At 72.1% G+C, this 10726-nt stretch carries 10 protein-coding genes; 6 read left to right on the forward strand and 4 right to left on the reverse strand.

The genetic code is table 11. The annotated features are described in order from the left end of the window. The 3 genes from PUR71_RS05190 to PUR71_RS05200 form a co-directional block, all read left to right on the forward strand. Window positions 1–1240, forward strand: a 1240-nt coding sequence (locus tag PUR71_RS05190) for an alpha/beta fold hydrolase (RefSeq protein WP_329925128.1), incomplete at its 5' end; no start/stop codon positions are given. Window positions 1241–1266: 26 nt separating this feature from the next. Next, window positions 1267–2253, forward strand: a complete 987-nt coding sequence (locus PUR71_RS05195) for an ATP-binding cassette domain-containing protein (protein ID WP_329925129.1) — start codon at window positions 1267–1269, stop codon at window positions 2251–2253. Beyond that, entirely contained in the window at window positions 2250–3044 is a 795-nt protein-coding gene (locus PUR71_RS05200) for an ABC transporter permease (RefSeq protein ID WP_329925130.1), read from the forward strand. Before PUR71_RS05195 ends, PUR71_RS05200 begins: the two co-directional genes overlap by 4 nt. 236 nt (window positions 3045–3280) lie before the next feature. Here PUR71_RS05200 and PUR71_RS05205 read toward each other — a convergent pair whose 3' ends face one another. The 3 genes from PUR71_RS05205 to PUR71_RS05215 all read right to left on the reverse strand — a co-directional run bounded on the left by PUR71_RS05205 (window position 3281) and on the right by PUR71_RS05215 (window position 7132). After that, a complete protein-coding gene (locus PUR71_RS05205) occupies window positions 3281–4501 on the reverse strand; it encodes a helix-turn-helix domain-containing protein (RefSeq protein ID WP_329925131.1) in 1221 nt (406 codons plus the stop codon). A 69-nt stretch (window positions 4502–4570) separates the two neighbouring features. Beyond that, complete coding sequence (locus PUR71_RS05210) at window positions 4571–6529, reverse strand: ABC1 kinase family protein (RefSeq protein ID WP_329925132.1); 1959 nt, start codon at window positions 6527–6529, stop codon at window positions 4571–4573. 54 nt (window positions 6530–6583) lie between these two features. Continuing rightward, a complete protein-coding gene (locus PUR71_RS05215; protein WP_329925133.1) occupies window positions 6584–7132 on the reverse strand; it encodes a hypothetical protein in 549 nt (182 codons plus the stop codon). Between the two features lie 143 nt (window positions 7133–7275). On the opposite strand from PUR71_RS05215, the gene PUR71_RS05220 reads away from it, so the two are divergent. Continuing rightward, complete coding sequence (locus PUR71_RS05220; protein WP_329925134.1) at window positions 7276–7410, forward strand: hypothetical protein; 135 nt, start codon at window positions 7276–7278, stop codon at window positions 7408–7410. On the opposite strand, the gene PUR71_RS05225 is transcribed toward PUR71_RS05220, so the two are convergent. Further along, a complete protein-coding gene (locus PUR71_RS05225) occupies window positions 7404–8114 on the reverse strand; it encodes a hypothetical protein (protein ID WP_329925135.1) in 711 nt (236 codons plus the stop codon). The genes PUR71_RS05220 and PUR71_RS05225 overlap by 7 nt on opposite strands. Window positions 8115–8347: 233 nt before the next feature. On the opposite strand from PUR71_RS05225, the gene PUR71_RS05230 reads away from it, so the two are divergent. Next, on the forward strand, window positions 8348–9457 hold the full coding sequence (locus PUR71_RS05230) for a polyprenyl synthetase family protein (protein WP_329925136.1): 1110 nt from the start codon (window positions 8348–8350) through the stop codon (window positions 9455–9457). A gap of 30 nt (window positions 9458–9487) precedes the next feature. Beyond that, a partial coding sequence (locus PUR71_RS05235) for an acyl-CoA carboxylase subunit beta (RefSeq protein ID WP_329925137.1) occupies window positions 9488–10726 on the forward strand: 1239 nt, incomplete at its 3' end.

The following is a 10726-nucleotide window of genomic DNA, read 5'->3' on the forward strand; positions in this document are numbered from 1 at the left end:
CGTCCCGGCCACCCCCGGCACCGCCCTCGACACCGAGGCCCTGCGCACCCACATCGCCGCCGCGCTCCCCGACTACATGGTCCCCTCCGCCTTCGTCCCGCTGGAGCAGCTGCCGCTGACGGTCAACGGCAAGCTCGACCGGCGCCAACTCCCGGCCCCCGCAGCGGAGTCGGCGGCCACAGCGCGCGGCCCCCGCTCGGCGCAGGAGGAGGTGCTCTGCGGCCTGTTCGCCGAGGTCCTGAAGGTGGAGCGCGTGGGCATCGACGACAGCTTCTTCGAGCTGGGCGGCGACAGCATCACCTCCATCCAGCTGGTCAGCCGGATCCGGTCGGTCCTCGGCGTGAAGCTGAGCAACCGGGGCATCTTCGAGACCCCGACCGTCGCCCGCCTCGCCGAGAAGCTCGGCAGCGGCCAGGACGGCGACGGCTTCGAGGTGCTGCTGCCGCTGCGCACCGGCGGCGACCGCCACCCGCTGTTCTGCGTGCACGGCGCCGGCGGCCTCAGCTGGCCCTACTCCTCGCTCCTCAAGCACATCGCCGCCGAGTACCCGGTGTACGGCCTCCAGGCCCGCGGCCTGGACGGCTCGGACGCCAGGATCGCCACCAGCGTCGAGGAGATGGCCTCGGACTACGTCGAGCAGATCCGCTCGGTGCAGCCCGAGGGCCCGTACCACCTGGTCGGCTGGTCCTTCGGCGGGCTGGTGGCGCACGAGGTGGCCACGCTCCTCGTGGAGCAGGGCGCCGAGGTCGCGCTGCTCGCCAACCTCGACCAGACCCCGTTCGACGAGTCCTGGACGACCGACGAGGGCTACACCCAGCCCACCGAGCGGGACGTCCTGGAGACGCTGCTCGACTTCGTCGGCTACGACCTCGACGAGATCCGCTCCCAACCCCTGGACCACCAGCGGGCGATGGAGCTGATCCGCGGCCGGGACAGCGCGCTCGGCAGTCTCTCGGAGCAGCACATCACGGCCTTCGTGAAGGTCGGCGTCAACAACCACGCACTGAGCGACGGCTACCGGCCGCGCCGCTTCGACGGCGAGCTGCTGCTGTTCGTCTCCACCGTCGGCACCGACGACCCCGAGGCACGCACCGCGGCCTCCGCGGCGGCCTGGCGGCCGCACGTGGCCGGCCGCATCACCACCCACCCGGTGCACGCACACCACGGCCACCTGCTCCAGCCGGAGCCGGCGGCCGAGATCGGCCGCGTCCTGCTCGCCCGGCTGACCTCCGTCAACTGACCACCTCACCCAGCAAAGGAGCCGGCATGGAAACGGCGATCTCGGCGGAGGGCCTCCGCAAGCGTTACGGCGACCACCAGGCGCTCGACGGCATCGACCTGGAGGTGCCGGCCGGCACCATCCTCGGCGTGCTCGGCCCCAACGGCGCCGGCAAGACCACCACCGTGCGCATCCTCACCACCCTGCTCGCCCCGGACGAGGGCCGGGCCACCATCGCCGGCTTCGACCTGCACACCCAGGCCAAGCAGATCCGCGCCAACGTCGGCCTCACCGGCCAGTACGCGGCCGTGGACGAGCGGCTCACCGGCCGGGAGAACCTCCAGCTGATCGGCCGCCTGCTACGGCTCGGCCGGCGCGGGGCCAAGGCCAGGGCCGACGAGCTGCTGGAGAAGTTCGACCTGACGGCCGCCGCCGGGCGCCCGGCGAAGACGTACTCGGGCGGCATGCGCCGACGCCTCGACCTCGCCGCGAGCCTGGTCGCCGCGCCGCCGGTGCTGTTCCTGGACGAGCCGACCACCGGGCTCGACCTGACCAGCCGGCTCGCGCTCTGGGACATGATCAACGAGCAGGTCGCGAACGGCGTGACGGTCCTCCTCACCACCCAGTACCTGGAGGAGGCGGACCAGCTCGCCGACTCGATCGTGGTGATCGACAAGGGCGTGGTGATCGCCGACGGCACGCCGGACGAGCTGAAGCGCAAGGTCGGCGGCGAGCGCCTGGAGGTGTCGCTGACCACCGCCGCCGACCTCGCCGACGCCACCCGGATACTGGCCGGCCTCGCCTCCGGGGAACCGAGCGTGGACGAGAACGCCCGGACGGTGTCGGTGCCGATGAGCGGCGGGGTGACCACCATCGCCGCCGCCGCCCAGGGCTTGCAGCAACTCGGCATCGAGCCGCAGGACTTCGCCGTGCGCCGGTCCTCCCTGGACGACGTCTTCCTCGCCCTCACCGGCAAGCAGGGCGCCGAGCCCGTCACCGACCCCGCCCCGTCCAAGGAGTTGCAGACAGCATGACCGAGGTGTTCAGCGACACGTTCGCGCTCGCGGGCCGCCAGATGCGGCACATCCGGCGGATGCCGGAACAGCTCCTGGGCATCACCGTCATGCCGGTGGCGTTCGTGCTCGTCTTCGGGTACCTGTTCGGCAGCGCGATGCAGGCGCCGGGGCAGGGGGGCTACAAGGAATACATCATGGCGGGTATCTTCGCCCAGGTGATGCTGGCCAACCTGACCACGACGGCGGTCGGGGTGGTCGAGGACCTCAACAACGGTCTGGTGGACCGCTTCCGGGCTCTCCCCATTTCCCGGTCCTCCGTCCTCCTGGGCCGTACCGTCGCCGATCTCGTGCTCGTCTCGTGGACGTCCGCGATCATGGCGCTGGTCGGGTACCTGATCGGCTGGCGGGCGCACAACGGGATCCTGCAGACACTGGCCGGCTTCGGCCTCCTTCTCCTCATGGGCTTCGTGATGTCCTGGGTGGGGGCCTTGGTGGGCTTGTCCCTGCGGAGCCCGGAGGCGGTGAGCGCCCTGGCGGGCGTCGTGATGATGCCCCTCGCCTTCCTGTCGAACGCCTTCGTCCCGCCGCAGGGCCTCCCCGGCTGGATGCGGGTGGTGGTCGAGTGGAACCCGGTCAGCGCGGTGGTGTCGGCGGCGCGCGACCTCTTCGGCAACGACCGCGGCGCGTCCGATGGCGCGTTCCCCTCCGATCACCCGATCATCGCCGCGGTGATCGTGATGGGCGTGCTCCTGGCCGTAGTGATCCCCCTGGCAGGTCGCGCCTACCAGCGAGCCGCCGCCAAGCGCTGATAGCGGTGATCGCCCCCGTTCGGCCCCAGCCGAGCGGGGGCGAATCGATGCGCTCAGGCCAGCCGGTAGGGCCCGAGGACGTACGAGAGCGCAGCGTGCGACGGGCCGTCGGTGACGGCACCGGTGGTCAGTAGCTCCGGAACCCACTCGACACAGGGGGCTTCAGCTCGCGAAAGTGCCGCAGCTCTACGTCGATCACGCCTCGGTCCTCCTGTTCCCTGCCCTGATACCTCGGTTCAGTCCAGCGCCGCCAGGGCGTCGACCAGGAGGCGTCCCTGCGGAGCCCCGTGTCGGAGCAGGGCCCCGGCCACGGTGTGCAGTTCTCCCCAGGCGTGCGGTCGGCCGACTTCGGCGGCGTCGTCGACGACTTCGAGCGCCGTCTCAAGCGCGGCCTCCGCCTCTCCGGCCCCGGCGTAGGCGTGCGCCAGGCAGGCGCCGTACCAGGCTCGGTCGCGGCGGTAGGTGGTGGCGAACCCGGCCAGGCCGACCTGAAGGTTGTCGATCGCGCTGCCCCACTGCTTCAGGTGGAGCTCGGCCATGCCGCGCTGCGCGGCGAACCAGCTCTCGCCATAGAAGTACAGCCACGGCGGGGCATCCGTGGCGCCGGCGATGATCTGCTGAGCCTCGTCCAGGCACCGATGCGCCGCGTCGGCATCGCCTTCGAGGGCATGGCCACGCCCGACCATCTGCACCGCCATGGCCCGGGTGGCATCGCTCGCGCCCGGAGTGGCGGCAGCGGCTTCACCGAGCCGGACGCACCGGCGCCCCGAGCCACGCGACCACGCAAGATGCGACTTCATGCTCATCGTGGTGGCCGCCATGTCCCCATGGCCAGACTCCAACGCCCAGTCGTACGAGCGGTCGAACCATCCCAGCGCCACGGGTGCGTTGTCCTGGTCCTGCGCCATCCACGCGAGGAACTGCGCGTACTCGGCCAGCAGCTTCACGAACCGGTCGGCGATCGGGCCGCGTGCCTGGTCGTACAGCTTGGCAACTTCCGCGAACTGCGCGGCCACCACTCCGTTCATCACGCGTGACCCCAGAGTGTCCTCGGCGCGGCGGTGCTCGGCGAGCAACCGCTCCATCGCCTCCAGCGTCGGGATGTCCAGCCGCATCCCCCCGCGCACCACGGACAGCCGCTCCGTCTCGAACTCGGCAACGACCCCGGGCAGCACCAGCGACGGGAGCGGCAGGTCCTCACCGCTGCCGCCTGCCAGCAACTCGGCAGGGATCCCCAGCCCGGCAACGATCCGCTGGCGGACCTCGACGGAGGTCACCTCCCGACGACGGTTCTCGATCGCGGACACGTCCGGCTGGGCGAGCCCGACCAGCGCGCCCAGCTTGCTCTGGCTGCTGCGGGTCAGCACCCGCCACTTCTTGAGCACGTCCGGCCAGTCCTCGGCGGCCGCGGCCGCCCGAAGCCCGGGATGGGTCCACACGTCCGGATCCTGGTACATGCCCGCAATATAGGACGAGTCGTCATCGAAGACACCCCCGATATGACCCGACCTCCCCGCCCTGGAGCCTCACCGTCTGTGCTTGGGGCCGATCATCAGGAAGAGCACCCGCATCACCAGCACCGAGCTGATCACCAGCAGGTTGTAGCCGAAGAGTTCGAACAGCCCGAGCCCCTTGCTCAGCATCGGCCCGCCGTTCGTGCGCAGCAGTTGCACGCCGACCAGGCCGATGACGCCGCCCAGGAAGGCGAGCAGGATCTCGTGGACCAGTGAGCGCAGGAAGCGGCGGTCCTCCGGGTCGGCGAACATCCGTACGCCGACGGTCAGTTGGCCGCCCTCGATGGCTGCGCCGATCCGCTCGACCCGGCGCGGCAGCCTCCTCAACATCGGCACGAGGCCGAGCAGTTCCTCGGCCACGGTGCGGCCGAGCGTCTCGGGCTTGAGCTTGCGCAGGTGCTGGGTGACGGCGAAGGAGCGGGCCTCGGCGACGATGTCGAAGCCGGGCACCAGGCGGTCGAGGGATCCCTCCATGGTGGCGAGGGCACGGAAGACGGCGGCGATCTCCGGTGGCACGTTGATGCCGTGCCGGGCGACGATCGCGAACAGGTCGGCGAACATCTCGCGGTCCGGCTTGACCCCGGGGGCGAAGTGCCGGGCGAGGAACTGGCCCACCGCGCGCTGCAGTTGGCGCTCGTCGATGTGCTCGGGGTGGACGACGAGCTCGATCAGGGCGGCGGACAGGCCGCCCGGGTCGCCGCGGTGCAGGGCCAGCAGCATGCCGCGCAGGGTGGCCCGCAGAGAGCGGTCGATCCGGCCGACCGAGCCGAAGTCGAGCATGCCGAGGGTGCCGTCGTCGAGCAGCAGCAGGTTGCCCGGGTGGGGGTCGGCGTGGAAGACGCCGCTGGTCATGATCTGGCCGAGCAGGCACTCCAGCAGCGCGCCGGCCAGCGCCTTGCGGTCGAGCCCGCGCTCGTCGAGCACCTTGGGGGCGCCGTGCAGGGGGATGCCGGTCATCCACTCGCTGACCAGCACCCGCCGCCCGGTGAGCCGCTCGTGCACCTCGGGCACCCGGACCATCGGGTTGCCGCCGGCCTGCTCGATGGCCGCGGCCACCGCCATGGTGTTGCGGGCCTCGATGCGGAAGTCGAGCTCCTCGTGCACCGAGACGGCGAAGCCCTGGGCCAGCGCGACGGCGCCGACGCTGCGGCCCCACTCGGTGTGCCGCTCCAGCCGCTCGGCGAAGCGGTAGAGGATGTCCAGGTCGTCGACGACGATCTCGCGCGCGCCGGGGCGCTGCACCTTGACCGCGACGTGCTGCCCGTCGGGCAGCCTGGCCCGGTGGACCTGGGCGATCGAACCGGCCGCGTACGGCTTGGTGTCGAACGCGGCGAACACCTCCTCCGGCGCGGCTCCGAGCTCCTCGCGCAGCACCTGCTCGACGGACTCCCAGGGCTCCGGGGTGGCCTGGTCCTGGAGCAGGCTCAGCTCGGCGATGAACTCGGGCGGCAGCAGGTCGTAGCGGGTCGACATCACCTGCCCGAGCTTGACGAAGGTGACCCCGGCCTCCTCCAGCGCGAGCCGCAACGAGGCCGCCAGCACGGCCCGTTCGGCGGTGGCACCCGGGCCGCGCCGGGTGCGCCCGCTGAGGAACCGGCCGAGGCCGTGCCGGACGAATATCCGGCTGAGTCGGCCGTAGCGCCGGGTGCGGGCCACCTGCCGGCGCAGCGAGCCGGGCAGGCGGGCCAGTCCGCGCATCGGGGACGAGGGCAGCAGCACCTCGGTGGCCGCCAGGAAGAGCATGGCGATCACCAGCGAGACCCCGATCTCCAGGGTCACCAGGGCGAACGGCTGGACGCCGCGCAGCGGGATGCTGACCAGGCTGCCGCTGGCCAGGCCGACCGCGCCGGTGGCGATCGCCCGCCCCTTGCCCAGCCGGACCCCGAGCAGCCGGCGCGCGCCCGAGGCGAGGCCGGCGACGAAGACGAACAGGGACAGCGCGCCCAGCAGGACGATGGCCGCAGCGCTCATGGTCGCTCCTCCGCGATCCGCTCGCTCATGCCCGCCCCTCCGGAACGCCCTCGCTCATGCCCGCCGGCGCCGGCGCGAGGCGTAGTCGAGCGTCACGACGGCGAGCAGCGGCCCCCACAGCAGCAGCGGCACGTAGAGCCAGCCCATGACGGCCCGGTGTACGCCCTTGAGGCTCTCGCTGTCGACGCTGTCCCACACAACGGCCTGACTGATCGTCACGACGGTGAGGACGGCGGCGCCGAGCAGGGCGGCCGTCACGGCGGCCCAGGTGCGGACCTCCTTGCCGCCGATGACCGGCAGCCAGCGCGGGGCGACGATGCCCCAGTCGCGGACGAGTCCGAGGGTGAGCAGGGCGGTGGCCTCCTGGAGCACGCAGATGGCCGGCAGCACCAGGTAGCCGTTGCCGGGGATGCCGTAGTCGTGGCGCAGCACCTCGGCGCTGTAGCCGACGGGCACGCCGATGGCCATCGCGAGGCGCCAGAGGGTGGAGGGCAGGGCGATCAGCGGCACCGCGTGCGCGACCCACACCGCCCAGCGCGGCGGCGGGGGCGTGCCGTCCAGGGCGGCTCCGGGGGCCGGGGCCCGGCTGGCTTCGATTGTCATATGACGCTGCCCATCAGATCGTCAGGTGCATGCTGGCCATACATCGTATGGCGCTGACCTGTGCCTTTCCGGTGGCGCTGACAGCTTGCTGCCAGGATCCGGCCACCTGTGCAACGTCCGATCGGATGTCCGCCGGAAGAACGATGAAGCATGAATCGGAGAACGAGGGCGGAATGATCGACGAGAAGGGCCGCCACCACAGCCGGGCGCGACTCCTCACGGTCGCCGCGCCCAGCCCGCACGGAAATTCCGGGAACGACCCGAATTCCCGTCACTGACAGCTGTGCTGCCAGTTCCAGCCGATGAAGGTGTGCCGGGTCTCGGTCTCGAAACGGCACGTCGCGGTGCCGTCCGCATGGAGGTCGACGTACGAGTGCATGGTGTTCGCGTACCACGCCCCGGTCACGTCGAATATGCCCTTGTAGGTGAATTCGGCGTCGGCCTGTGTGTGCGAGACGGTGCAGTCCGTCGTGCAATCGGTGTTCTTCGTCGCCGACTTCAGCGACCAGCCGGCATTCCACGGCTCGCGGTTCCACTGCTGCGTCGCGTCGGTGTTCGCGGCGCTGATCCGGGTGCCGTCGGTGGTCCACGACGAGGTCGTGTACAGGCCGGTCATCCGGATGTTGCAGCAGTCGTACCACTCGCTGGAGCTCGTGAACTGCCGCGTGGTGCCGGCCTCCACGGCAGTCCGGACCGAACGGGCCGAACGGGCCGAACGGTCTTCGACGGCACCGGACTTGGCCGGGACCAGCCTGACCTCGCCCAGCACCGGCTTGCAGTCGGCGCCGACGGACACCTGCTGCTGCACGGCCATCCCGGCCGGCGGGGCGGGCAGGGCGGCGGTCAGCTTCAGCTCGCCGCAGTCCTTCGCGGCCGGGGCCGCAGCCGCCCCGTCCGCGGTGGTGGCGGCAGAGGCCGGAGCGGCCGTCAGCGCGAGGGCGCCGGCGGCGAGGGCGGCGGCGAGGACGATTCGGGTGCGCAATTCTCCGTGCCTTCCTGGTGGGTGATCGCCAGGGAGCGTAAGCGGCGGGCGTTCGCGGACGGCCGGTCCGCGGAAATCTTGGCAGGAAGCTGACGATTCCCTGGTCAAACCGCCCGTGACGGTCCTACTGGCACCTTCCTGACACCGCTGTTGAACACCGGTGCGCACCCGTTCGAAGCTGGCGCACAGATCCCTGGAATCCAGCGCGGCGCGGCCGCAGAGGAGGTTTCCGCATGACGGCCGGACAGACGTACGAAGCCGTGGCCGAGGCCGCCACCGGCCTGGGTACCGACCCGGAACCGTTCACCCCGGAACCGTCCGCCGCCGAACTGCTCGATCGGCTCGAACTCGCCGAACCCGAGTTCGAGGACCGGCTGCGCGCCGCACTGGCCGGCGCCGAGGAATGGCTCCTGGCCAGCGCCCACGACACCCTCGACCCGCGCGTCGGCCCCCTCACCGGACACCTCGCCGCCGCCGGTGGCAAGCGGCTGCGCCCGCTGCTGGTGCTGCTCGGCGCCGAGTTCGGCGATCCGTGGGCGCCGGGTGTTCCGCAGGCCGCCGCGATCGCCGAGCTCGTCCACCTCGCCTCGCTCTGCCACGACGACGTCATGGACGGCGCCGCCACCCGGCGCGGCGTCCCGAGCGTGCACGCCCGCTGGGGCGAGCGCGCCGCCGTGCTGAGCGGGGACTGGCTGCTCGCCCGCGCCGCCCAGCTGGCCGCCGACCTCGGGCCGGCCGCCGTCCACCTGAACGCCCGCACCGCCGGGCGGCTGGTCTCCGGCCAGCTGCGCGAACTCACCGGCCCGGGGCCCGACGTGGATCCGGTGACCCACTACTTCCACGTGGCGGCGGGCAAGACCGCCGCCCTGCTGTCGATGTCGCTGGCGATCGGTGCCGTCCAGGCCGGCGCGCCCGCCCCGGCCGCCGCCGCGCTCACCGAGTACGGCGAGCAGCTCGGCATCGCCTTCCAGGTCGCCGACGACCTGCTGGACCTGCGCCGGCCCGCCGAAGCCAGCGGAAAGCCGCGCGGCGCCGACCTGCTCGCCGGCGTGCAGAGCCTGCCCGTCCTGCTCGCCCGCGAGGGCGCCGACCCGGCCGACGCCGAGCTGCGCGCCCTGCTCGCGGCCGGTCCCGTGCCCTCGGCCGACGTTCCGCGCGCGCTGGAGCTGTTCGAACGCTCCGACGCGCTCGCCGAGACCGAGGCCGTGATGCACCGCCGCCTCGACCGCGCCCGGGCCGTCCTGGACACCCTGCCCGACCTCCCGGCCCGGCGCGCCCTGCTCGCCCTGTGCGAGCGCCCGGGGCCCGTCTTCGGCCGGGCCCGAGCCCTCCGCCCCCGCTGACGTGGGCGTACCCAAGGAGATCTGATGACCATGGCCGCCCGGGTCGCCGAACTCGACCTGATCCGCCGGGACGTCCGGCACGGGCCGAGCGAGAAGGCCACCGAGGCCCAGCACGCGAAGGGCAAGCTGACCGCCCGCGAGCGCATCGACCTGCTCCTGGACGAGGGCTCCTTCCACGAGGTGGAGCCGCTGCGCCGGCACCGCGCCACCGGGTTCGGGCTGGAGGCCAAGCGCCCCTACACGGACGGCGTGATCACCGGCTGGGGCGCCGTCCACGGCCGGACGGTCTTCGTGTACGCGCACGACTTCCGGATCTTCGGCGGCGCGCTGGGCGAGGCCCACGCGCAGAAGATCCACAAGATCATGGACATGGCCCTGGCCGCGGGCGCGCCGCTCGTCTCCCTGAACGACGGCGCCGGCGCCCGCATCCAGGAGGGCGTCACCGCCCTCGCCGGCTACGGCGGCATCTTCCAGCGCAACACCAGGGCCTCGGGCGTCATCCCGCAGATCTCCGTCATGCTCGGCCCGTGCGCCGGCGGCGCCGCCTACTCGCCCGCCCTCACCGACTTCGTCTTCATGGTCCGCGAGACCTCGCAGATGTTCATCACCGGCCCGGACGTCGTCCGCGCCGTCACGGGCGAGGAGATCACCCAGAACGGCCTCGGCGGCGCCGACGTCCACGCCGGCACCAGCGGCGTCGCGCACTTCGCGTACGACGACGAGCAGACCTGCCTCGCCGAGGTCCGCTACCTGCTCTCCCTCCTGCCGCAGAACAACCGCGAGACGCCGCCGGCCACGCCCTCCGACGACCCGGCCGAGCGGCGCACCGACCGCCTGCTGGAGCTCGTCCCGGTCGACGGCAACCGCCCGTACGACATGCGCGCGGTGATCGAGGAGATCGTCGACGACGGCGAGCACATGGAGGTCCACGAGCGGTGGGCCACCAGCGTCATCACGACCCTGGCCCGGCTCGGCGGCCAGGTCGTCGGCATCGTCGCGAGCCAGCCGCTGCGGCTGGCCGGGGCGCTGGACATCCACTCCTCGGAGAAGGCCGCCCGCTTCGTCCAGCTCTGCGACGCCTTCTCGATCCCGTTGGTCACGCTGGTCGACGTGCCCGGCTTCCTGCCGGGCGTCGACCAGGAGCACGGCGGCATCATCCGGCACGGCGCCAAGCTGCTCTACGCCTACTGCAACGCCACCGTCCCGCGCATCTCGCTCATCCTGCGCAAGGCGTACGGCGGCGCCTACATCGTCATGGACTCCCAGTCC

It is taken from the genome of Streptomyces sp. SP17BM10, from assembly GCF_036322405.1.
Taxonomy (GTDB): Bacteria; Actinomycetota; Actinomycetes; order Streptomycetales; family Streptomycetaceae; genus Kitasatospora.

Excerpts from the sequence above, each read along its gene's own strand:
- PUR71_RS05215 (WP_329925133.1), bottom strand. The coding sequence starts at position 7,132 with ATGACAATCGAAGCCAGCCGGGCCCCGGCCCCCGGAGCCGCCCTGGAC.
- PUR71_RS05200 (WP_329925130.1), top strand. The coding sequence starts at position 2,250 with ATGACCGAGGTGTTCAGCGACACGTTCGCGCTCGCGGGCCGCCAGATG.
- PUR71_RS05210 (WP_329925132.1), bottom strand. The coding sequence starts at position 6,529 with ATGAGCGCTGCGGCCATCGTCCTGCTGGGCGCGCTGTCCCTGTTCGTC.
- PUR71_RS05230 (WP_329925136.1), top strand. The coding sequence starts at position 8,348 with ATGACGGCCGGACAGACGTACGAAGCCGTGGCCGAGGCCGCCACCGGC.
- PUR71_RS05220 (WP_329925134.1), top strand. The coding sequence starts at position 7,276 with ATGAAGCATGAATCGGAGAACGAGGGCGGAATGATCGACGAGAAGGGC.
- PUR71_RS05195 (WP_329925129.1), top strand. The coding sequence starts at position 1,267 with ATGGAAACGGCGATCTCGGCGGAGGGCCTCCGCAAGCGTTACGGCGAC.
- PUR71_RS05205 (WP_329925131.1), bottom strand. The coding sequence starts at position 4,501 with ATGTACCAGGATCCGGACGTGTGGACCCATCCCGGGCTTCGGGCGGCC.